Source organism: Methylobacter sp. (assembly GCF_036845245.1).
Taxonomy (GTDB): domain Bacteria; phylum Pseudomonadota; class Gammaproteobacteria; order Methylococcales; family Methylomonadaceae; genus Methylobacter_A.
In genome coordinates this window covers 1-24,616 of sequence record NZ_DAIUEH010000059.1, presented here as the reverse complement: position 1 = coordinate 24,616, position 24,616 = coordinate 1, and the positions used below count along the sequence as shown (strand labels likewise).

The window sequence follows — 24,616 nt, the reverse complement described above, 5'->3', positions numbered from 1 at the left end:
GACAATTCCCTGGTACCCCCAAGACGAAGTCGAGGAATCTTTACCCATGCTGTCTATCAAGCGATCTGAAGTCCTGTTGAATAATTATTAAAAACTGCGATTGAATAAGCAGGAATAGTTAAGGGGCATTTTAAAACATTCCTTAAGTTTAATCGCCCAATTTCCGATAAAGCGTGCCTCGGTCAATGCCCAAAATTTTAGCCGCTTGAACTTTGTTGTCCTGAGTTATTTCCAAAACACGGCGGATATAGGCGATTTCCAATTCGGCCAAAGTCATTGACTGAATTGTGGCGTTCCCAAGAAAATTATCTTTAATGGGTAGCTGGGTTGCTTGAGCCAAGTCTTCTAGCAGAACAGTGTCATGTTCAGTCAAAGCCACTGCCCTTTCCAGTGTATTAGACAATTCGCGGACATTTCCAGGCCAAGAATACGCCCGTATCCAGCGCATGGCTTCAGCAGATATGCCGTGAATTTGTCTTTGCAACTTTGTTTGGGCATTTTGCAATAAATGATCTACTAAATGATCCAGATCGGGCAGGCGTTCTCTTAAGGGCGGAATGTCCAACCGAATCACATTAAGCCGATAGTAAAGGTCTGGGCGCATCGAACCGTTTTGTAGGGCTTTTTCGATGGGTTGGTTGGTGGCGGCGATAATGCGAACATTGGTAGCTATTTCGCTCCCGGCTCCTACCGGTCTTACCTTGCCTGTTTCCAGTGCTTGTAGCAGTTTTGGCTGAATGGCCAATGGCATTTCCGCAATTTCATCCAGAAACAGAGTCCCGCCGTCCGCTTCAACAAACAGCCCGGGACGATGTTCACGGGCATCGGTGTAAGCGCCTTTACGCACCCCAAACAACTCGCTTTCTACTAAAGCAAACGGCAATGCGGCACAGTTTATTTGTAGAAATGGGCCTTTAGCACACGGGCTATGCTCATGAATAAAACGAGCTAAAGCGCCCTTGCCGACGCCGCTTTCACCCGTCAGTAGTACCGGTGAATTGATTTGAGCCGCCCGACTGGCAAGTTGCAGGATTCTTTGCATTTTTGGACTTTCCGCAACCAATCCGCAAGGGATGAAATCTTGATCGTCCGTGGTAACACGCACAATCTCTCTGTGCATTTCCCGATCTCTAAAGGCGCGATCAATGGCGGAAGTTAAATCGTTTAAGGAAAACGGTTTGGTTAGAAAACCACAGGCCCCTGCCTGTAAGCTGCGCACACCCAGGTCGATACTGCCGAAGGCGGTGATCAATAGAATCAACTGTCCTGGCTTGCGTGCATGAATGGCCGACATCAAATCCAGACCGCGCATACCGGGCATTTCCACATCGCTGATTACCAAATCAAAATACTCAGCTTCCAATAGCTCTAATGCATGTTGTGGATCGGTTTCACCGCTTACTTTATAACCGTTGGTGTTAAGCATTTCTGTCAAATACTCGACAATGTCGCTATCGTCATCAATGACCAGCAAGCGCTTACTTTTTTGCATTGCTTGATTAGTCAACGCCATGATTGGGTTTCTCCACGGGCAAAATGAGGGTGATGGTACTGCCTAACCCTGGCGCACTTTCGGCTTTGATAGTGCCGTGATGTGCAGTGACAATACTGTGCGCGACTGCAAGTCCAAGTCCGACTCCACCTTGTGCATGACGGGTAGTAAAAAACGGATCAAACAGGTGTTCTAGTATTTCTGGAGACATGCCACAGCCGTTATCCCGAACAGTGAGTTGTACCACGTCGACAGCTTCGTTATGAGTCGGCCCAATGCTAAGTTGATAGGGTTCGGCAGCAACAAAAACTCGCCCTCCCTTGCCGGTTGCGGATAAGGCATTGGTAATTAAGTTCAAGACAATTTGTTGGATACCGTCGCCGTCGGCATAAATTAGCGGTAGCTCTTTCGATGCTTCATAAATAAGTTCGACCTGTTTTTTATGCGCTTCGTATCCCAATAAATCTAGCACTGCATTTACGGGTTCAGATAGATTAATGTGGGTGAAATGTGGCGGGTGCCGTCGCGTAAAATCCAGCAGTTGTTGGACGATACGGGTAATGCGGTCGGTTTGGGAAGCCAATATTCGTGCATGGCGAATGACTTCCTCAGGTTGGTCGGCACACAACACTAGATGCTCAGAGCGGCCTTTTAATATCTGTAACGGAGAGCCTATTTCATGCGCAAGTCCCGCCGACAACTGTCCGATGGTAATCAGTTTATCCGCTTCTTGAAGGGCGGTCTGGACATGGCGGCGAGACTGAGCTTCCTCTTTAAGCTTTTGTCGGGCGCTGGCCAATTCCGAGGCCATGGTATTGAACGTCTTCAACAGTGCGCCAATTTCATCTTGGTGATTTATAAGCGGTAGCGTGGAGAAATTCCCATCCCGTATTTGTTTCATGCCTTCAGTCAGCCGTTGCAAGGGCCGACCGATATAAATTAAACAAATTAATGTGCAAAGCGGTACTGTAATCAAAATAAAAGCAAGAGTGGAAATTGCCAGGTTACGCCGAGTAATATCAAGATCGCGGCGCATTTCGTGCAGAGTACGCACAAACACCAGAACGCCAAGGCTTTCTCCCTGTATATTCTGTAACGGTAGAAGCAGAGTAATGTATTCGGGATTTTTCTCAGGATAAAAAAACTGATCGTCTTCATCGTCTTTCAAAGCGATATGCAGCCTTTCCTGAAACTCGCTCGGGTAAAAAGTGCCGATAGCATCAGGAAAAGCCTTACCTTGCTGATCGTAAATCCGAACATTCAGTTCCGGTTCAATTTGTTCAAGTCCTTTCAGCAGTTCTGTAATATCGGCCAACTGCTTGTCTCGCATGGCATTTTCAATGGCAATTTGCAGACTTTTACCCAGCAATCTTGTTTGTAGACTGATATTCCGGGTTAAATCCTTTTGCTCAATCGAAAGATGGTAGAACCCATAGCTGATAAATATCAATAAGCCAATGGACGTTAAGGATAACGTGAGTTTAGTGGAAATACGCATGAAATCTAATGTGTTGTAATTTGCAGCATCCATGCAGTCTATCGCAACACATACAATTGCAACAAGCACTTTAAAACATCAGCAAATAGTTACTTTTGCAGAGCTTATCATCTTATAGCAAGAGTTTTTTCCTAAAAAAATCAAAGTACTGAGCTAGATCGATATTGTCATCATGGCATCAAGCATGGAATATTATGCTATTGGCATGATTATTGACTGATTTTAATAATCTTCTTTAAATTCATACAAACCATGCGCGATTATTTAATAGTTATTTTCTTTGCAGTTTTTTTGCTCAACGGCTGCACAGAGCCAAACACTGGGGAGAATGATCGCAAACGGTCATCGGCTGTTTCTGCAGAAAGCGTTAAGCCGTCCCAAGCGGAACCCTCCGGCTTACAAAACATCGACAAACAGAAAGCCATTTCGATTCCTATACAGTCTCGTCCTTACATTACGGTGGCAGCAGTTAGTCCGCAAACCTTCAGCGCAACGGTGCAAGCACCGTCTCGGGTAGAGTTTCGGGCCAAGGCGCTATCGACGGTGGGTGCTGTCGTTGCCGGACGCCTCGGCAAAATTAACGTACAAGTCGGAGACCCTGTTAAGGCGGGTACTGCGTTAGCAACACTGGAAAGCTCAGAGGCTGCGCAAATGCGTGCTGATGTCGCGCGGGCGAAGGCGGAGTTACAACGTGCGGAAGATCGTGCCAAACGCCAGGCTATCATGCAAAAAAGCGGCGTTGGCCTGGAAATCGAACGCACCGAAGCGGATATCCAACAGCGGCAAGCGCGTGCGGATTATGAGCGCAGTATGCAAGCGGTTCGGTTGTTGGGCGAAGGCGTGGATCAGTCTATCGTGTTGCGCGCACCGATTGACGGTGTGGTGTTGCGAGTCAACGCATCGATAGGTGCGGCCGTGGAAGCGGGGTCAGTTCTGTTTGATTTGGGTGAACCCGGAGCGTTGTGGATCGTGGCTGATGTGTTCGACAACGATTTGTCACTGATAGAAAAGGGTGCCAAGGCCTCTGTGCAAATTAGCGCATTGCCTGAGTCAGTCTATGGACACATTGTCGCCATCAGTGCGTCGATGCAATCAGACTTGCGTCGTGGTGCGGTTTATATCGAACTCGATGATGCCAATTTACTCCTTAAACCCGGCATGTTTGCCAGAGCTTCGATAGAAGCGGCTGGCCCGCATCGGATCGTATTGCCGACCACTGCGGTGCTGATCAAAGACAAAAAACATACTGTAGTTTATGTGGAAACTGCGGATGGGCAGTTCGAACCTCGCAACGTGACTATTGGGCAGGCGCGTGATGGTCAAGTGCCCGTGCTGGAGGGGCTTGGCGAGGGTGATCGGGTAGTCATCTCGGGTGCTTTGCTGCTCGATTCTGCCGCAGCCATGTTGCTGTAGAGGACGGTTACCATGTTACGAACCTTGATTGAACGCTGTGTCCATCGACGCCTTGCCGTTATCACCACTGCCTTGGTGATCAGTATTTTTGGCGTACACGCCTTCTTGGAAACCCCTATAGAAGCTTATCCGGATGTCACCAATACTCAGGTCACCGTGATCAGCCTGATGCCCGGTTATGCACCGGAGGAAGTCGAACGGCAAGTGACGGTGCCGTTGGAGCGCGTGTTAAACGGTACGCCGGACATGATTCAAATGCGCAGCCAGAGCCTGTTCGGCTTATCCTTGATCACCATTACTTTCGAAGATCATATCGACAGTTTTCATTCCCGAACAGAAGTCTCCCAACGTATTTCCGGCGCGGAATTGCCGGAAACAGTGACACCGGTACTGGCTCCCGATTACACCCCACTGGGTGAAATTTATAAATTTACCTTGGTCAGTGACCGTCATTCCCTGTACGAACTGCGTTCCGAAATGGAATGGAATGTCTCAAAAACCTTACGGCAAATTCCCGGTGTTGCCGATGTGCTGACCTTTGGCGGCTATTACAAAGAAATTCATATTGAAATCGACACGGCCCGTCTCGAATCGCTTGGGCTGACTTTGGCAGAAGTAGGCAATGCTGTTGAAAAATCCAACCGCAATGTCGGCGCGGGCTTCCTCAGTTACGGCGATCAGGAAATGGTTGTGCGTGGCATGGGGAATTTGCTCTCGCCGGAGGATATTAAGAAGATTGTCTTAAAAAGCCGTGACGGCACGCCGGTCATTATTGGCGATGTGGCCCGCCTGGTTCAAGCATTCACCCCACGCAGAGGAACAGTGGGGCTGGATGATCATAAAGAAGTGGTGGAAGGCATTGTTTTGCTGCGGCGCGGACAGAATCCCTCGCGGGTACTTGATGCCTTGCATAGCAAAGTGGAAGAATTGAATGCGCGCATCCTGCCGGCCGACATGAGGATAACGCCATTTCTAGATCGAGCCGATTTGGTGAGCAGCACACTGCATACGGTTTTTGACAACCTGCTACACGGCTTTTTTCTGGTAGTGGGCGTGGTCTGGCTGTTTTTACGCAGCATTCGCGGCTCGCTGATTGTCGCAACCGTGATTCCCTTGTCGCTATTAGTCGCTTTTTTGGGGCTATATCAGTTAGGGATGCCGGCCAATCTGATCTCGATGGGGGCGATCGATTTTGGGATCATTCTGGATGGCGCAGTGGTATTAATGGAAAATGTTATTCACCAGGCTTCGCATCGCAAACCGCAGACGCGCAGGGACATGTTGCATCTCATTGCCGATGCGGCATTCGATGTTGCTAAGCCCGCTTTTTTTGCAATGTTAATCATCATTGCCGCCTTAATCCCTGTGTTTACACTGGAGCGGGTTGAGGGTCGGATATTTCGTCCACTGGCAATGACCTACAGCTTTGCCTTATCGGGCGGCTTGGTATTTGCGTTGTTTTTGGTCCCTGCGCTGTGCGCCACTTTTATTCAACCTAAACACGCCTTGATAGAAGAGCCCAAATTTCTGGTGCGATTAAGGGCCGGGTATTCGAGTTTGCTTGAGCGAGCTTTACGGTTACGCGCTGTTACACTGGCGGCGGCGGGAGGATTGCTGCTGGTCGGCGCCATCTCGGCCACCCAGCTAGGCACCGAATTTTTACCGGAACTGGATGAAGGCGACATTCATGTCTTCGTTGAGATGCCATCCAGTATTTCATTGGATAAAGGTCAAGAAATTTTATTGGATATGCGCCGTCGCCTGCTGCAATATCCTGAAGTCATCGGCGTTTTGAGTCAGCAAGGTCGATCCGAGGACGGCACGGACAACGAAGGTGTGAATATGAGTGAAACCTTCGCCCATCTCAAACCTCACGAACAATGGCGGCCAGGATGGCACAAAGAAAAGCTGGTTGATGCCATGCGCACCTCGCTGGAAGAAATACCGGGGGTGCGATTTAATTTCTCGCAACCGATTAAAGATAATGTTGAAGAAGCGGTCAGCGGCGTGCGTGGCAAAGTAGTTTTGAAAATCTATGGCCCCGATCTTGAAAAAATGCGCGACACACTGGAAGAGGTCAAATCGGTGCTCGCTAATGTTAGCGGTGTTATCGATCTGGATCTTTATCGTGAATCGCGAGTGCCGCAGCTACAGGTCAAGCTGGATCGCGCAGCCCTTGCTCGCAATGGCTTTAATGTCGATAGCGTACAAGACACCATTGAAATCGGCATGGCGGGAAAAGTAGTCTCTGAATTGTGGCAGGCTGAGCGGCCGATACCCATTCGCTTGATACTCCCGGCAACAGACCGTGGTGACATCGAAAAACTCGGCAATATCAATGTGGTCAGTCCATCGGCAGCATATATACCGTTGCGGGACCTGGCCACGATCGAAGTCGCACGCGGACGGACATCGATTGAACGCGAAGCCAACAGCCGCTATATGGCTCTCAAATTCAATGTTGACGGTCGCGATTTAGGTTCGGTAGTGCATGAAGCCATGGAATTAGTGACGGAAAAAGTCAACGTGCCCGAAGGTCATTTTCTGGTCTGGGGCGGTGAGTTTGAAAACCAGCAGCGAGCCATGGCACGACTTGGCGTCGTTGTGCCCATCGCTGTATTGATTGTCCTGGGCTTGCTGTATAGCGCACTGCAATCGGCACGCAGCGCGGCGGCGATATTGATTGCTACGCCGTTTGCGATGACCGGAGGAGTGTTCGCTTTATTGTTGACCGGCATCCCGCTATCAGTCAGTGCCGCGATCGGATTTATTGCCTTGCTGGGTCAGGTTTGTTTAATGGGTTTGTTAGTGCTCAGTGCAACGGAAGAAATGCGCCGTAACGGTTTCGAGTTGCTGGTAGCGATCAGAGAAGGAGCGACACTGCGGTTAAGGGCGGTATTGATGGCCTCATTGCTGGCGTTATTGGGTTTATTGCCCATGGCGCTATCCACCAGTATAGGTAGTGAAACGCAACGCCCGTTCGCAGTGGTAATTGTCGGCGGCATGCTGACTACCTTTTTGGTGTCCATGTTCATATTGCCTGTTATCTACACTCTGGTGACCTCAAAACAGATGTTAACGCCCGAAGAGGCTGACGAATTACCGGAAACGCAAAAATGAATAAGCATTATTTGAAAATTGAAATAAACCGTGCGAGCGTAACAAAAAGTGCAATACTGATGATATTGCTGTTGGGCAGTCCGCTCGCATTCTCAGAAGAACAAGCGAAAAACCAAGACTTGCCCAATGTGGTATCGATTCGCCAACTGTTACAGATTGTCAGGGAAAAAAGTCCGCGCTACGCGGTTGCCCGCACTCAAATCGAGGCGGCGCAAGCCGAAGTTGTGGCAGCAGACGTGCTGCCCAATCCCAAGGTCAGCTACGGTCGTTATGATCAAGCCGGAGGACGTAGAAATACCCAGTTCGATGGCCCTTCACAACAGAATATCACAGTGGAAGTGCCACTTTTGCTAGCCGGTCAACGCGGTGCGCGCAAGGAATCTGCCGAACGCCGGGTCGAAGTGGCCGAAGCCGATGTCGAAACTCAATACAACCGGCTGATCCGTGAAACTTGGCGATTGTTCGCTCAATTATTGGCAGGACAGCGACGGGTGGCGGTCCTGGAAGATGCTAATCGGGAACTGGAACGGCTTCAGAGCCTTATTATTGGTAAAGAAAACGCCGGAACCGCCAGCCGATATGATGTCATGCGTATAAACCAGGAAACTCAGAGTTTAAAAACCCGGCTGGAAAGTGCGCATACTGATAATGCAGGTGTTGTTGGCGAACTGGGTGTGCTGTTGGGATTTCCGAATTGGAAACCACAAGCCAAGGGGATATTGGCACCTATTGGTGTATCGGCTGATTTAAATGCCCTATGGATGCAGGCCGAACAAAATAATCCTGAGCTTGTAAGCGCACGCCGGGAAACCATTGCCGCTGATTCAGGACTTGAACGTGCGCGTCGTGAACGTTGGCCCGTGCCTTCGTTATTGTTTGGCACAGCTTTTACCGATCAACCTTATGGCAATACCACTTTCGCAGGCGTATCCGTGGATTTGCCGATATTTGATCGCGGTCAGGGCGGCATGGCACGGGCGTCGGCTGAAAAACATGCGTCCGTGCTGAAACGCGAATTACTCTTGGCCTCAACGAAACAGGAGTTGGAGCGCGCTGTCGATGTATTGTCCAACCGTCGAAAAACGCTTTCCAAGTTTGAACATAGCGTTCTCGACCCCTTGCCTACGTTGAAACAAATGGCCGAAGACGCCTATCGTTTAGGGCAAACAGGTCTTTTGGAACTGTTGGATTCTTCGCGATCAAGGACTGAAATCAAACTGAATCATTTGGAGTTGCTGGTAGCTGAGATTGAGGCCGAACTTGACGCCATGATGGCGTCCGGGCAACTGGTCTGGATTTTGGAAAAGTCGGACTGACAAAAACCGCTACGCGCAAGTCAGGGGGAAATTTGCGCCTATATCGATTGCCAACTTAAAAGAGGGACAGGGGCGCATGGTTTTAGCTTTTTTATTACCTAAAATATTGAATGATCGTCAGTATGCTTGATGCTTTAATCTCTAATAAATGCAAGACTGATACATACAAGAATGGGTTTCCATTCTTAGATGGGGAACTATAAACGTAGAGATTACAAATTTACTATTGATTCGATACCATGCGAACAAATAATTAATTACTTCAACGGACTTTTAGACATGATACACAAACACACTCAATATTATTTTCGCCATCTGAAAGAAGATATTCCAGCGGGTATCGTGGTGTTTTTAGTGGCTTTACCCTTATGCCTGGGTATAGCGCTGGCATCTGGAGCGCCCTTATTTTCAGGCTTGATTGGTGGCCTGATCGGTGGGCTCGTTGTCTCCTGGCTCAGTGGTTCACAACTGGCTGTTTCTGGTCCTGCGGCCGGTTTAACCGTCATTGTTTTCAATGCCATTGAAACTCTCGGCAGTTTTCAAGGCTTGCTGGTAGCCTGCATTTTAGCGGGGATCATGCAGCTTATATTGGGTTTTTTCAGAGCCGGGATTATTGGCTCTTTTTTCCCTTCCGCCGTCATTGAAGGCATGCTGGCGGCGATTGGTTTAATTTTGATTATCAAACAGATTCCTCATGCCACGGGATACCATACCAGTTATGAAGGAGATGAGAGCTATATGAAAGAAACTGCCGAATCCAGCTTCATTGAGGTATTTGATGCGTTTGGAAGTGTTTCACCTGGCTCGGTTGTTATCAGCGTTGTGGCATTGCTGCTCTTGATTCTATGGAGCACGGCATGGTTTAAAAAACAAAAATGGTTAAAGCTGATCCCCGGCCCCTTAGTAGCGGTCGTTTGGGGCGTTGGCTACAACGGACTCGCCAGCCAGTTTGCACCTGACTGGTCGGTCAGCAGCAAACACTTGGTCAGCTTACCTGTTTCGGAAAAAGCCGCCGATTTTTTTAATAACTTTGTTCTGCCAAACGCCAGCTATCTCAGTTATTTGAGTAATCCGCATGTTTATACTGTTGCCATAACGATTGCGATTATCGCCAGTCTGGAAACGCTGTTAAGCCTTGAGGCGACTGATAAACTGGATCCTTTAAAACGTATTGCGCCCACTAACCGCGAACTAAAGGCGCAAGGTGTCGGTAATATTATCAGTGGCTTACTTGGCGGCTTGCCAATAACTGCCGTCATCGTGCGCAGTGCGGCCAGCATCAACGCAGGAGGGCAAACCCGTGTGGCTTGTTTCATTCATGGCGTGTTTTTATTGCTCAGTGTCATGTTTTTTGCGCACTATCTAAACACTATTCCATTATCTTGTTTAGCGGCAATTTTATTACATACCGGTTACAAGCTGGCAAATCCGGTTCTATTCAAAAGTTTTTACCAAAAAGGCATGAGCCAATTTCTGCCTTTCGTCATCACTGTGCTTGCGATTCTGGTAACCGATTTATTAAAGGGTATGGCCATAGGTATGGTTATTGGTCTGTTTTTTGTTATTAAAGCCAATTATCACGCGGCCATTACACTTACTCAAGATGGGTCGCACTATCTGTTATCGCTGAACAAAGATGTTTCCTTTCTGAATAAAGCGCTATTAAGAAAATTTATTTTGAGTATCCAGGAACAAAGCACAGTAACCATCGACGCAAGCAAAGCCCAGTTTATTGATCACGATATTCTGGAGACGATTGAAGATTTTCTGACTACTGCGCAGGATGCCAATATCACAGTCGAAACCATTGAGTTGCACGGCAAAGAAAAAACCAAAAAACACGAAGCTATGGTGATATTAAATGACAGGGTGTAGAGACTAAGTACGGCGACCTTTGGTTTTGTGCGATAACGACTGAAACATTAATACCTGTAAAGTTAATATTATGAAAACGCAAGTGAGAAATACAGATGAATGCACCTCCTAAAATTAATAACAATGGCCTGATCGCCAACCTGAAATACGATCTTCCAGCAGGTATTGCGGTTTTTCTGATATCAATACCCTTATCCTTGGGGATAGCGCTGGCATCCGGTGCGCCGCTGTTTTCTGGATTGATTACCGGGATTATCAGCGGAATCATAGTGGCTCCATTAAGCGGTTCCTCGCTAGGCATCAGCGGTCCAACGGCGGGGCTCGCTATCATTGTCTTGTCGGCCATTCAAAAACTGGGCTTCAATGGTTTTCTATTCGCTTTGGTCGTGGCTGGGGTTTTCCAAATCGCCATGGGTCTGAGCAAGGCTGGGGTTATCGCTTATTACTTTCCTTCTTCTGTCATTAACGGCATGTTGTCGGGTATAGGGATCATTCTTTTTCTCAAGCAAATTCCCCATGCCATGGGTTATGACCGGGACTACGAAGGTGATACCTCTTTTTTTCAGCCTGATAGCTACTCGTCTTTTTCTGAACTGGTGCATATGTTTGAATTTATTTCGCCGACGGCCATTATGATTGCGCTCCTATCACTGGCAATTCTTATCCTATGGGAACAGCCGTTTATGAAAAAACATCGGTTTTTTCAATTGTTCCAGGGCGTTTTAATCGCGATTCTAGCCGGTGCGTTAATCAATCAATGCCTGCAAAATTTTTATCCTGAACTGGCGCTAAGTGGTAATCATCTGGTCGTGATACCGGTGCTGCGAAATCCCGGTGATTTATTAAGTCAGCTGCATTATCCGGATTTTTCCCAGTTCGGCAATCCAGCTATTTATATGACAGCGTTAACACTGGCTGTTGTAGCAAGTTTAAAGACACTGCTCTCTATAGAAGCGGTTGATAAAATGGATCCCTATAAAAGAGTGACCTCCGCTAATCGAGAGCTGATTGCTCAGGGTATCGGCAATGCTTGTAGTGGCTTGCTCGGTGGTCTGCCACTGGCGCAAGTTATCGTGCGCAGTTCCATTGGTATTCAATCCGGCGCAAAAACCAAAGCCACGGGGTTCATCTGTGGGCTGTTGTTGCTGTTTGCAGTCATTCTTATTCCAACCTTGCTCAACAAGATCCCATTAGCCAGTCTGGCGAGCGTGTTACTGGTTGTCGGTTATAAATTAACCCGGCCGAAATCTTTTAAAATCATGTACAAAGCGGGCATGTATCATTTCATCCCTTTTTGCGTCACTATTTTAGGCATGGTTTTTACTGACCTGCTGATCGGTCTTACCATTGGATTGACCACCGCATTGTTTTCGATATTGCTGGAAAATTATAAAAGTGCTTTTTATTTTAATGAGTCACATATCGGAAATAAAACCATACTCAGGTTATCCGAACATGTCTCTTTTCTAAATAAAGCCAATATTAAACAAACCCTTGAGCAGTTACCCGATTACTCAGAAGTCATCATTGATGCAACCCGTTCAAAATACATTGATTACGATGTCTTCGAAATTATTGAAGACTTCAGAATTGAAGCACAACGAAAAAATATCAAACTAACTATTGAAAACTTGCGCGGTTATGGCGTTCTGGAACCGGTTGAGAATGTACGAGCGCCCACCTACGATACCCAGCAAGCATTAACACCGGCTACAGTATTGACTCTGCTGAAAGAGGGTAATGAGCGCTTCGTTAATAATCTGAAATCAAACCGGAATTTACTGGAGCAGATTAACGACACCCGGCAAGGCCAATTCCCCATTGCGATTATTCTAAGTTGCATGGATTCACGCACTTCGGTTGAATTAATTTTCGATCAGGGTTTGGGTGATGTGTTCAGTGCGAGGGTGGCGGGCAATGTCATCAATGACGATATTCTGGGTAGTATGGAATACGCCTGTAAGCTGGCTGGTTCGAAATTGATTGTGGTATTGGGACATTCGCATTGTGGCGCAATCAAAGGCGCTTGCGAAAATGTAGAGCTGGACCATTTAAGCGGACTGTTGCATAAAATAAAACCGGCTGTGGATGCTGTACACGCCGAAGAGTCTGTAAAAATTAGCACTGATAATAACGGCCTCGTGCAAAAAGTGGCAGATAAAAATGTGCAATTGACTGTCGAGCAAATTAGAGTCAAAAGCCCAGTATTGGACGCAATGGTGAAAAACGGTGATTGTGGCATAGTCGGCGCAATGTATGACATTGAAACCGGAAAAGTGAAATTCTATTAAGCGCGCCAGGATTTTTCGCTGCTAAAATGTATCCGTCCGATTTTAGCAGCGAAAAATCCTGGCCATTAATGCCTGCGGCGGCCCGCGTTCGTCCTCCGTCCGTTACGGCATACAACTTCGTCAAAACGCCCGGCCGCTACGTTACGCTTCCTGTACTCCTTATATGCTCTCGCAACGACTTGATCGCCAATGTCGGGGTCCTGTTAGCTACTGGTGGAAGCTAACAGCTCTACTCGCGTTGGCCTGACATCATCGCCGGGTTGCTTCTGCGTTCGGCGTTTTACGGCAGTCAGTCCGAGAGCCGGGCATCACCGGCAAGACTTAGCGTACGATTTTTTCCTTTTTCTGCTTTCTTCCCTATAAGCTCGGCTTTTAAGGTATGAAAGAAACTTTCCGAAACCACGTGCCTTGGGTTAACTTTCAGACAAATGGATAAATACAGCTTACGTGAAACACCGTATGACCAGTTTTTATACTTATTGTCGCTATCCGCAATTCATGATAATTTTTTTATTGGCAAATACTAAAAATAAAATACTTAACATCCAATAATTACATCTCAAAATCAGGAGAATTATTATGAATACCGCATTTGGAATTGTATCGGGACTTATTGTTTTGCTGGCAATAATGTTCATTTTGAAAAAACGAAAAAAATCATCATCATGCTCATCAAAGGAAACTCTGGTGAGTAAACCTAAAGCGCCTGAGCCGGAGAAGCAACAGCCGGTCGCTACGGTCGCAGTTAATGCTGAGCCTACCTCTGTAAACTCGCAAATAACTGATGCGGAAGTTGTTTCTTCCCCAACACCGGAGTCTGTCATGCCCATAAGTAATGTTGAGTCTTTCGCAAAGCCACAAGTGAAAGAGGCTGCGGCTTTAGCAGTCGAAAACAACAGTAGTGAATTTCCTGAAGATTCAATTCTGAGACGGCATTATTTCAATCACTTCTTTACCATGATTGAAGCGCTCGCCCCCCAACGACCTACAGATCCTGTTTTATGCCGTCACTACTATATGATGTTGCTCACCCGAATAGATCAATGCCTAAATGATAAAAAGGCAATGGAGCAGCTGATTTATGAGTATGAGAATCTCAGGATGTAGGATTATAGATTACAACGAAGCGCATCCATCAGCAGATGGATGCGCCCAAAGTAAAGTGATACAAAGGTTTAAAAGTTGATAAACAGCGATCCCATAATCAAGTGATGCATGGTGTTATTGGTGTGGGTGGCATCATCCAGGTATTGGTTGAGATATCCCCCTTCAGCCCGGAAGTTTTTATTGAAAGTCCATCCCAAGCCTGCAAACGCGCGATTTTGATCGAAACCCGACTGTCCGCCGAATTTTGTTGAGTTAACCCGAATGAAAAACTCGTCCCAGGTAATCAGGCTTAAACGCGGCTCGAACTCCAGCGGATGCATAAACCGCAGCATTTGCCGCGGCCTGAAACGAACGTCGTCGCCTTGTATGAAGTTGCTTTCGAACATGGTTCTAAAGCTGAAAGTTCCAATATCGGTAGGTAGTACATAACGAAATGCCGGCCAGACATCCTGCTGGGAAACATAGCTTTTACCGACATTTTGAGTAGGCAGCCAAGTGTAACCCGCCCAAATAGTGGCCCGGTCGCTGAGTGAATAGCCTACCGCCGTGCGCACCATGCCTTGGTACCAATGATTCCAGTTGTCGTCGAAGCGGGATTGGCCTTCCAGCCAGATACGTCCCTTTTCCAGTCTGGGATCCACGACTTTCAGACTGCCCTCGCCTACGATTTGCATCCAGCTGCCGGCATCCTGAAGCAAATCATCCGCCATAGAAGCCATGCTGAAAGAACCTAGAATCACCGCAGTGATTCCCCATAGTTTGATTTTTTTCTTAATCATATTGTTACCCATTGTAGTTTTGGCAAGTCTGCAATAGCCTCCCTGCCTCATTTATAAGATGTGTTGAGCGCATTGAAGTACATCAATATCGAGTAGATACCAAAGTACTTGTTATTTTTTAGCGTTAATCAGACCCAACAATCCCTTCATCAACGCCAAAGGTGTGGGCGGACAACCGGGAATCGTTACATCGACCGGAATGACATTGGACACTGCACCGCAGCTGGCGTAAGACACGCCGAATTCACCGCCGCAAGCAGCGCAATCACCGGCGGCAACCACCCATTTTGGGTTCGGTGTGGCTTCATAAGTACGTAGTAACGCCGTTTGCATGTGTCTTGACACGGGGCCTGTAACCAGCAATACGTCTGCATGTCTTGGCGAAGCCACAAAATGAACGCCAAAACGTTCAATATCGTAAAAAGGATTATTCAGTGCATGAATTTCCAGTTCGCAACCATTACAAGAGCCTGCATCGACCTGGCGTATCGCAATGCTGCCGGAAAACTTCTTGTCTATGTGGCTTTTAATCTCAATACCCAGTTGCTCGAGTTCGGCATCATTGGGCGCTTTAATGCGTTCAGTAACAACACCCGTGGTCAGGATTTTTTTTACAATATTCAGCATTTTCCTTTCCTATAAATCATTGCCCGAATATGAGCCATTCAGGGATTTGTTGCACACAGGAAAATCCGGCACGATATTATTCAGCACCAGCTTCTCCAGTGCAGGCCAATTCAATTGGCTGGGGTCGCGCGGATAAAAGCGGGCGATTTTATTATCGGCATCAAAGCGGATGTAGCTGATGATTTCGCCACGCCAGCCTTCAACGATGCCTAAGCCTTCATTTCCTGCGACCGGTGTTTGCCATTCGGTGCGTATATCGCCTGTAACCAGTTGATCGATAAAGCTTTCTACCAGCCGCAAAGCGGCCATGATCTCCTTATATCTGACCCACAATCTGGAGGCAATATCGCCCTGATTTTCCAACGCGACTTTAACCGTGACCTGATCGTAAGGCGCATAGGGCGCATCCCGGCGCACATCAAAGTCCTGTCCGCTGGCTCGTCCTACATAACCTAAGGTTCCAAATGCGGCGGCGATTTCTTCTGACAAAAAACCGGCCGTATATAACCGGTCTTCCAGTGATGAGTTGATGTCCAGAGCAAGTATGACCTCTGCCAGTTCTTTTCTTAATTCAACTATATCCTTTTTGATTAGAGTGCCGGACTCATCCGACAGGTCGCATGCAACACCGCCGGGAACAATTTTATCCATCAAGAGACGATGGCCGAAAACCGTTGCATTGGTACGCAGCCAGAGTTCACGCAAACGGGTAAACTGCATTTGCGCGAACACAAAAGCGACATCATTGCAAATGGCCCCTATATCGCCCATGTGGTTAGCAATGCGCTCCCGTTCCGCCAGAATGCCGCGAATCAAAGCGGCTCGAGGTGGAATTATCACGCCCGCCGCCTGTTCCATTGCCATACAGGCCGCCCAGCAATGGCCGACGGTGGTATCGCCGGAAACACGCCCGGCCAACCTGGCTAACGATTCGGGTTCCCTGCCTTCGGCAATTTTTTCTATGCCTTTATGCACATAGCCCAGACGCTCTTCCAGATTTAAGATCAGTTCGCCGACAGCCTGGAAACGGAAATGTCCGGGTTCAATGATACCCGCGTGCACAGGACCTACCGGAATTTCATAAACGCCGGCGCCATGCGATTTAATAAACGGATAGTGCATATCGGGTGCAGTGACGCCTACCGGCGTACCTTGAACAGGATAGTCCTTTCGTAACGGATAGTGGCTTTCAATCCAGGCTTGATGCCGCGTCCAACGCCTGTTATCAGGATGTCCGATAAACTTGATTCCGAACATATCTTGAGTATGGCGTTCGCTACGATTGGCGGCAGGATAAACCGTGGCTTGGCTGGGCAGCTCCGGATTTGAACCTTCAATGATTGTGCGTAACAGCACATACTCACCTTGCTTTTCAAAACAGGCGTTGATGAAAAACCGGTTATCAACCTGTTCCGCCCATCCGGCGGCCCAACGCAGGTTTTGCTGCACAGCCAGTTCCGCAAATTGCTGCCATGCATGGCTTTCGATTTGCCATAGTGTTGTCGAGGCTGTGTCGATCTTTGAGACGGTAATATCTGTACTCAGTTGGTTTAAAAAATCCGTAGTCCAGTTTGAAGAACTCATAACGGCGTACTCCCGGAAATTAATAGTGTCGCCTGCGAAAACCAGTTAGCCAGAAATCCGGGAATGGCCAGACCCAGCCAAAGCACCAGGGCCAGATGTATCATGACCGGCCATAAATTAGCGGTAATCGGTTTTTGATCTTTGGGTTTGTCGCCGTAAACCATCGGCTGGATATGCCTGAACAGTCCGGCAAAAGCAATGCCGATGCCCAGCAACAGCAATGGAGCCAACCAGGGGTAACTGTGCATGGTGGCCAGCAGTACCAGAAACTCACTGGTAAACACGCCAAAAGGCGGAAATCCGGCAATGGAAATAGTCCCGATCAATAATCCCCAGCCGATCTTAGGCTGGGTTTTAATCAAGCCGCGTATCTGGTCTATTCTCTGGGTTCCTGCAAGCTGAGCCGCATGGCCTACCGTCACAAAAATGGCTGACTTGGTCAGGGAATGCACAGTCATATGCAGCAACGCGGCAAATGTGGCGAGCGGCCCCCCGATGCCGAAAGAAAACGTCATCAGGCCCATATGTTCAATGGATGAGTAGCTGAACAGTCGTTTAATATCTTTCTGACGATGCAACAAAATGGCGGCAACCAGAAACGACAGCATGCCGAATCCCATCATTAAATAACCCGCCATATTGGAATCGGTCGCCCCGTCCACCAGCATCTTATTACGCACCACGGCGTATAGAGCATCGTTTAAAAGCAATCCCGACAATACCGCAGACATCGGCGTCGGACCTTCGGAATGGGCATCGGGCAACCAGTTATGCAACGGCACCAAACCGATTTTCGTGCCGTAACCAATCAGTAAAAAAACAAAGGCAATTTCAAGAATTTCCGGATTCAATTTATCGGCATTTTCGTAAAGTACCGACCACAGCAAAGCATTCTCCCCGTCGCCGATCTGCACTGCCGCGTAATACAGCAAAATGGTACCGAACAATGCTTGGGCAATACCTACCCCGCACAAAATAAAATATTTCCACGCCGCCTCAATCGATTCCGGCGTACGATATAAACTGACCAGCAACACGGTTGCCAGCGTAGCGCCTTCCATCGCCACCCACATGATGCCCATGTTATTGGTGGTCAATACCAAATACATGGCCAGCATAAAGCCCTGAAACATCGAGTAATACAGTTTTAAGCGCTTGTCGCTGAGCTTGCCGATTTCCATTTCATGCGCCATATAGGGCGAGGAAAATATCGATGTGGTGAAGCCGACAAAAGCGGTTAACACGATCAGATACACATTAAACGGATCGATTAAAAAAGCTTTGTCCGATGAAATAATCGTACCTTGATTGAGTACATTAATCGCCAGCCAAATAGTCGCCAGCAAGCAAATGCCGTTAAACCAGACATTTAGTTTCCCGGTGTCTGTTTTGTGTCCCGCCAGCGCGAAATAGATAATGCCGACTAACGGTATCAATAAAACCAAATAGGTGGCAATCATTTATCCACCTCGTGTAACTTGTTTAACAAATCGACATCCAGCGAATCAATACTGGTGCGAATGTGCAAGAAAAAGATGCCGAACAGAACCGCAGCGACCAGTACGTCAAAAGCAACGCCCAATTCGACCACCATCGGCATGCCATTGGTGGCGACGATAGCCGCGAAAAACAAACCGTTTTCTATCGACATAAAACCAACCACATGAGCGATGGCTTGCCGATGCGAAATCATTAACAACATACCCAGCAGCATCACAGAAAGACTAACCGCCAACGCATTCAACATGACCACCGATGAGGATTGCACAATAGGGTGCAGTACGTAATAACTGAATACCATCAGGCTGGCTCCGCCCAGCATCACTGCGGTATTATTTTTTAAAGCTTCAATATCTCGATGCATATTCATTCGCAGCACCTCGCGCCGTAACATCCACGGAATAAAAACGACTTTCAGCACTAAAGTCAGCACCGCTGAAATATAAAGATGATGATTATTCAAGCTGTAAGCCGCCAACCCTGTGGTCAAGGTTAATAAAAACCCCTGCATCGCAAATACAAAAATCAGCCGCAACAATCTCCCCTGCCCTAACATAAGAAAAGAGGTAAGTCCTACCAACGCAGCCATCGATAAAATGGCTTGCGTATAAAAATCCAGTTGTTCAATGTTCATCAGCGTGATGCCTCCAGGATGATATGACTCAATAGGCCCAACAAACCTAATAAATAGGCGAAACTGAGGTATTCCTGCACTCTAAACAGGCGCATTTTTGCAACCAGCGTTTCCGCTATTGCCAGAAAAATCGCCAACAAGGCAAGCTTGCCGATAATAGCCAACAAGCCATAGCCTAGCGCTTGAATACTAAATGTTTCGGCGATGCCCCAAGGAAAAAAGATATTGGCAATCAGTACGCCGTACAGCATCAGCTTCAACTGACTAGCCCATTCAATCAATGCCAGATGACGACCGCTGTATTCAAGAATCATCGCTTCGTGAATCATGGTCAATTCCAGATGCGTCGCCGGGTTATCCACCGGAATACGCCCGGTTTCAGCGACGGCAACCAATATCAAAGCGGCTAAAGCAAATACAAACGAAGGCCGCAAAACCAGGCCTTCATTCAGCACATGGGTGATAGCAAACGATAAGTTAGTCGTTGATGCGGTCATGGTCAGCGTAAAAATAGCCATCAACATCGCAGGCTCCGCCAATGATGAAATCGTCATTTCACGCGATGAACCCATGCCGCCGAATGCGGTGCCGACATCCAACCCGGCCAGCGCCAGGAAAAACCGGGCAAAAGCAAAAAAACCGACCATCACAATTACATCGGCGCTGGCCGAAGTCGGTAAATCGACAGCAATCAACGGCACAACGGTTGCCGCCAGTACCGTTGCAGAAAAGATAATATACGGCGCTAAAATAAATAACCATGAAGCCTGCTCTGCAACGACCGGCTGTTTATGAGTCAATTTGATTAAATCCCGATAAGGCTGGAATAAGGACGGTGCTTTGCGGTTTTGTAAATAACATTTACACCACTTGACCCAGCCTGCCAGCAACGGCGCCAATAAGACAAACAATGTGATTTGTAAAACAGCGATTAACCAGTTCATCAGCTGATCACCCATAACATAATAATTAAGGTCACAAACGAATAGCCCAGATAAACCCGGATATTTCCTGTTTGAATGCGTCCGACCAGCTTGGCCGTGTTGTTTACCGCGCGTTCAATAGGCTCATACAAACGCGGCCAACTATGATCATGAATCTGCAAGTGATAATGAACGGCCGCCACATCCTGATTCATTGCGCCTTGCATGTCTTTATCGATCTGTTCGTCAATAATCCAGACTTTGGCGAAAATCCGCCTGAAAGGCATCGTAAATGCGCTGCTGCTGTATTGCATACGAGACGTTACCCCACCAAAACCGCAATCCCAGGTTTCAGCTCTGCGTAATGCCGTTGCAGGATTGCGCCGCAGATACCAAAAACTGATGCACCCGGCAATCAGCGCACCGATCAGGACCAACGGAGGCGCATAAGAGGCTTGGCCGGTAGAAACCGGAGCCAGCCACAACCAACCTAAAGCGGCGTCATTCGGCAAGGTTTCGCCTAATAATTGCCCGGCAACGCCGTTGATCAGGCTGATGACCGGACCGGGGAAAATCCCGAACAGAAAACACAAACCAGCCAATAATGCAGGACCGGCCAGCATACCTTTGTCCTGGACTTCATGGGCTTTCTCGCAATGATGAGAACGCGGCTGTCCCAAAAAGATCAAGCCGAATACTTTGACAAAACAGGCTGCAGCCAACGCCGCCGTCAGCGCTAATGCAGCGGCGGCGACCGGTATCAAGCTGCGCAATACGCCATTATTCAGCACATCGACCTGTAATGCGGTCTGAAAAGCCAGCCATTCCGAAACGAAGCCGTTAAACAACGGCAATGACGAGATACTCATGCAGCCGATCAAAAACAACACGCTGGTTTTAGGCATCTTTTTAATCAGCCCGCCCATCATGTCGATATTCAACTCATGGGTTTGATGATGAATCATACCGGCGCCAAGAAACAGCAGGTTCTTGAACAGCGCATGATTGAAAGCATGTAACAATACCGCCAAAAAGCCCAGCGCCGCCAGTTGCGGATGACCGTTTGCCATAAAAATCATCGACAACCCCAGCACCATAAAAATAATGCCGATGTTTTCGACCGAACTGTAGGCTAAAAGGCGTTTTAAATTAGGCTGCATCATCGCGTACAAAATGCCGCCCAGTGCGGAGATGGTGCCCAGTATCAGCAACACCACGCCCCATTGCCACTGCACCTCGCCGATTAAATCAAAGCAAAAACGGATCAGCCCATAAAGCGCGACCTTAAGCATCACCCCGCTCATCAAAGCGGAAATATGCGAAGGCGCAACCGGATGCGCTTCCGGCAACCAGACATGGACAGGGACAATCCCGGCTTTCATGCCGAAACCCAGCAACGCGAGCATAAAAGCAATGCTGGCCCAGGTTGTCGACAAGTGGGATTCACGCAAAGCATCAAAGGTAAAGCCGTCGGAAAAACTGGCCAGTACGCCAAAGCCCAGAATAATAGCTAATGCACCGACTTCCGCCATCAGTAAATAAAGAAATGCGGCCCGGCGATTGGCCGGGTTTTCATGTTGGAACGCCACCAGGAAATAACTGGCGACCGACATCAACTCCCAGGCAATCATGAAAAAGAATGCATCATCAGCCAACAGCACCAGCAGCATCCCTGCAACGAACAAGCCGGTAAATAAGCTCAAGATCGCAAAAGGATGCTGACTTTCCTTATAACTGTTCACATAGCCGGGCCCGTAAAGGCTGACTGCACTGACCGCAATGCCGACGATTAAAAAGAAAAAACCGGACAGGCAGTCGAAGCGAACATGCCAAGGCAGCCAAGGCAGGCCTAAACTGAGTTGATCGGTGAGTGTTTCTTTACCGATCAATACGCTTAATCCGGCCAATACCGCGAAAACACCGGATAAACCCAGTAAAACAAACACGGCCCGCCTTAAAAGAACCGGAAATCGTTTTGCTTCCAGGCAAGCGGCAATCACAGACTGACAACGTTCATTGCCGCTCGGGAATTTTTTAAACCAATACTGACTAAACAGCATTATATGTCGGCGCTGATGCATCATCAGCCCCAGCAAGCCGGAAAAAAAACTTAGCAGAACAGCGCTATAAGCTAATACAAGGATCATAATAAATTCTCACTTTCGATAGCGTGTCGAAGCATTGTATATCCCTTAGACACCAAAATGGTCACTTTTACGGCGACTCATGTGATTTCGCTTCATTCTGCGCACCGCCAAAGGATGTCTTGAATAAGTGTCGTGATATTCCAGACCGTAAAACACACATTTGCCGCCTTGAGATTCATAGTTATGCTGAAAATCATGAAAAAATTCCATCACCGTATGATCAATAAGATAAGTATTGTTCATTTGAAAGATGACGGTTTTGCCGCTTTCCAAGTTAGCCAGAGCCGTCTTCAGTGACATAAAGTTAGAGAAAATCGCCGCGCCGACTATCGAGACGACAACAGAGTCGGCATCTTTGGGCTCAATAACAAAATGAATCTTGAACAGATTATTTAGCCTGACGCCGCGCAGCATGTGAATAGCGAATTTGGCTACGATACCGATCGCGACACCAATTAATAAATCGGTCGCCAACACACCGATGATCGTAACCACGAACATAAACAATTGTTCTTTACCGACGCCCATGACCTTAGCGAACTCTTTCGGAGAAGCCAGACGAAAACCGGTATAAACCAACAATGCCGCCAATGCTGCCAAAGGAATACTATGAATCAGCCGCGGAAACAGCACCACGAACAACAACATAAAAGTGCCGTGAAAAAAGTTAGCCCACTGAGTTTTTGCGCCATTGTTCACGTTAGCCGAGCTACGTACGATTTCGGCAATCATCGGCAAGCCGCCGATCAATCCGGCTACCAGATTACCTATACCGACCGCTGTTAAGTCACGGTCCAGATTGGAGTGACGCTTATACGGATCAAGCTTGTCGACTGCCATCGCGCTAAGCAAACTCTCAAGGCTACCGACCAAACTGATGCTGACCACGGCTTCCCAGAACTCTGCGGTGGCGAATTTTGAAAAGTCGGGAAAATAAAAACTGGACATAAAATTTTCAGAAATCGCGACTAAAAATTTCGGCCCGACGGTTTCTTCATGATGCGGTAAAAAATGCGCATCCGGCAGGAACAAATACATGTGTTCATGTTCTAAATCAAAATACCGCGCCAAGCCCATCCCTGCCAACACCACAATAAGCGGCGCCGGAATCATCTTTAAAGTCGGGTTTTTTATGACTGACCAAATAATCAATATGACCAATCCGGTAAGGCCGATAATGGCAATCTCATAATTGGGATTCAGAAGGCTGTGCGGAATTTGCGCAATCGTCGAAAACAGACTGCTACCTTTTTCCGGCGTAGCTCCCAGCATGACATGGATCTGTTTGGCCATAATGATGATTCCGATAGCCGCCAACATACCATGTACCACCGATGCCGGGAAAAACGAGCTCAACCGTCCTGCTTTAAACACACCCATTAAAATTTGTACGACACTGGCAACCACGATAGCAGCCAACGCATAACGATAACCTGCCATCGCATCGCCTTCGCCCAGCTCCTGCACCGCACTGAGCACCACCACGATCAATCCGGCAGCCGGGCCGTTAATGGTTATAAATGACCCGCTGATACGCGAAACCAGCACCCCGCCGATAATAGCCGTGATAATACCGGCTGATGGAGGAAAACCGGAAGCCATCGATATACCCAAACACAACGGTAGGGCAATAAGAAAAACCAGGAAACCGGACAGTAAATCGCTACGCCAATTTTCTTTTAAACCGGCTAAACCGGACTTTGGTAACCCAGGCAGGGATGAATCACTCATATAAATCCTCGTAATTTAAAGAAAGCTCTAACTAAATCACAAGCGATAACTGTGCCAACCTGTTTTATTGTTATAACTGCATGATTTTGAATATCAGTTTTAATTGCCAAGTTGAAAACAAGAAATCATGGGGTGCAAAGCAACCGGTCGGTAGTTGTTTTGCACCGATACCAAAGAACCGCCTGATGTTATTGGCGTGACAATCGCAGAGGAAGATGTTGGATTTTACGAGTAATCATTCAAGATAACCGCAGCCAAAGGAAAGCCGGCTTCAGTAAATCCCGGATATAACTCTATTCAGTTGTGATGCGGTTATTTCCGGCTAACCGGCCCATGCATTTGATTTTATGATTGATAAACTTACGCAATATATCGGCTTCAAAGTATTTAACCCAAGCTGTTCGATATTGCATGCAATTTATTTATGATCGATTTTCTATCGATAGCTTCCCAGGCCAGATTATATTAGACATCTTTCCTAAATAATCGACATGGCACCCCTCTTTATAGGGTTAAAATAACAACCATACTTCTGAAAATACGGATCGTCATGACACCTTATGCCTAATTACCCACGAA

Annotated in this window: 16 protein-coding genes; 6 read left to right on the top strand and 10 right to left on the bottom strand. The window is 47.6% G+C overall.

Translation table 11 applies throughout. The annotated features are described in order from the left end of the window. Positions 1 to 148: 148 nt before the first annotated feature. Positions 149 to 1,513, bottom strand: coding sequence for a sigma-54-dependent transcriptional regulator (locus V7051_RS20715; protein WP_333878253.1), 1,365 nt, complete (start codon positions 1,511 to 1,513; stop codon positions 149 to 151). Continuing rightward, positions 1,500 to 3,023 carry a sensor histidine kinase gene (locus tag V7051_RS20710; protein ID WP_333878252.1) on the bottom strand — a complete coding sequence of 508 codons (1,524 nt, stop codon included), beginning with the start codon at positions 3,021 to 3,023 and terminating at the stop codon, positions 1,500 to 1,502. The genes V7051_RS20715 and V7051_RS20710 overlap by 14 nt, the downstream gene beginning before the upstream one ends. Positions 3,024 to 3,242: 219 nt before the next feature. On the opposite strand from V7051_RS20710, the gene V7051_RS20705 reads away from it, so the two are divergent. The 6 genes from V7051_RS20705 (at position 3,243) to V7051_RS20680 (ending at position 14,112) form a co-directional block, all read left to right on the top strand. Beyond that, positions 3,243 to 4,403: an efflux RND transporter periplasmic adaptor subunit gene (locus V7051_RS20705; RefSeq protein WP_333878251.1), complete on the top strand. Its 1,161-nt coding sequence runs from the start codon at positions 3,243 to 3,245 to the stop codon at positions 4,401 to 4,403. 12 nt (positions 4,404 to 4,415) lie between these two features. Next, positions 4,416 to 7,523 carry an efflux RND transporter permease subunit gene (locus V7051_RS20700; protein WP_333878250.1) on the top strand — a complete coding sequence of 1,036 codons (3,108 nt, stop codon included), beginning with the start codon at positions 4,416 to 4,418 and terminating at the stop codon, positions 7,521 to 7,523. Then, entirely contained in the window at positions 7,520 to 8,839 is a 1,320-nt protein-coding gene (locus tag V7051_RS20695; protein WP_333878249.1) for a TolC family protein, read from the top strand. The genes V7051_RS20700 and V7051_RS20695 overlap by 4 nt, the downstream gene beginning before the upstream one ends. A gap of 279 nt (positions 8,840 to 9,118) precedes the next feature. Continuing rightward, positions 9,119 to 10,714, top strand: coding sequence for a SulP family inorganic anion transporter (locus V7051_RS20690; protein WP_333878248.1), 1,596 nt, complete (start codon positions 9,119 to 9,121; stop codon positions 10,712 to 10,714). A gap of 95 nt (positions 10,715 to 10,809) precedes the next feature. Next, positions 10,810 to 13,005 (top strand): bifunctional SulP family inorganic anion transporter/carbonic anhydrase, encoded by a 2,196-nt coding sequence (locus tag V7051_RS20685; protein ID WP_333878247.1) that lies wholly within the window; start codon positions 10,810 to 10,812, stop codon positions 13,003 to 13,005. A gap of 579 nt (positions 13,006 to 13,584) precedes the next feature. Continuing rightward, positions 13,585 to 14,112 (top strand): hypothetical protein, encoded by a 528-nt coding sequence (locus V7051_RS20680; protein ID WP_333878246.1) that lies wholly within the window; start codon positions 13,585 to 13,587, stop codon positions 14,110 to 14,112. 68 nt (positions 14,113 to 14,180) lie between these two features. On the opposite strand, the gene V7051_RS20675 is transcribed toward V7051_RS20680, so the two are convergent. The 8 genes from V7051_RS20675 to V7051_RS20640 all read right to left on the bottom strand — a co-directional run bounded on the left by V7051_RS20675 (position 14,181) and on the right by V7051_RS20640 (position 24,037). Next, positions 14,181 to 14,891: a DUF2490 domain-containing protein gene (locus V7051_RS20675; RefSeq protein ID WP_333878245.1), complete on the bottom strand. Its 711-nt coding sequence runs from the start codon at positions 14,889 to 14,891 to the stop codon at positions 14,181 to 14,183. A 111-nt stretch (positions 14,892 to 15,002) separates the two neighbouring features. Then, a complete protein-coding gene (locus V7051_RS20670; RefSeq protein ID WP_333878244.1) occupies positions 15,003 to 15,518 on the bottom strand; it encodes an NADH-quinone oxidoreductase subunit B family protein in 516 nt (171 codons plus the stop codon). A gap of 9 nt (positions 15,519 to 15,527) precedes the next feature. Beyond that, positions 15,528 to 17,102 carry a hydrogenase large subunit gene (locus V7051_RS20665; RefSeq protein WP_333878243.1) on the bottom strand — a complete coding sequence of 525 codons (1,575 nt, stop codon included), beginning with the start codon at positions 17,100 to 17,102 and terminating at the stop codon, positions 15,528 to 15,530. Continuing rightward, positions 17,099 to 18,562 (bottom strand): hydrogenase 4 subunit F, encoded by a 1,464-nt coding sequence (locus V7051_RS20660; RefSeq protein WP_333878242.1) that lies wholly within the window; start codon positions 18,560 to 18,562, stop codon positions 17,099 to 17,101. The genes V7051_RS20665 and V7051_RS20660 overlap by 4 nt, the downstream gene beginning before the upstream one ends. Continuing rightward, complete coding sequence (locus V7051_RS20655) at positions 18,559 to 19,236, bottom strand: formate hydrogenlyase (RefSeq protein WP_333878241.1); 678 nt, start codon at positions 19,234 to 19,236, stop codon at positions 18,559 to 18,561. Before V7051_RS20655 ends, V7051_RS20660 begins: the two co-directional genes overlap by 4 nt. After that, the gene (locus V7051_RS20650) at positions 19,236 to 20,180 is read right to left on the bottom strand and encodes a respiratory chain complex I subunit 1 family protein (RefSeq protein WP_333878239.1); all 945 of its coding nucleotides are present in this window, start codon (positions 20,178 to 20,180) and stop codon (positions 19,236 to 19,238) included. The genes V7051_RS20655 and V7051_RS20650 overlap by 1 nt, the downstream gene beginning before the upstream one ends. Further along, positions 20,180 to 22,306: a hydrogenase 4 subunit B gene (gene hyfB, locus V7051_RS20645; protein ID WP_333878238.1), complete on the bottom strand. Its 2,127-nt coding sequence runs from the start codon at positions 22,304 to 22,306 to the stop codon at positions 20,180 to 20,182. Before hyfB ends, V7051_RS20650 begins: the two co-directional genes overlap by 1 nt. Before the next feature lie 45 nt (positions 22,307 to 22,351). Further along, positions 22,352 to 24,037: a SulP family inorganic anion transporter gene (locus V7051_RS20640; protein WP_333878236.1), complete on the bottom strand. Its 1,686-nt coding sequence runs from the start codon at positions 24,035 to 24,037 to the stop codon at positions 22,352 to 22,354. Between the last annotated feature and the right edge of the window lie 579 nt (positions 24,038 to 24,616).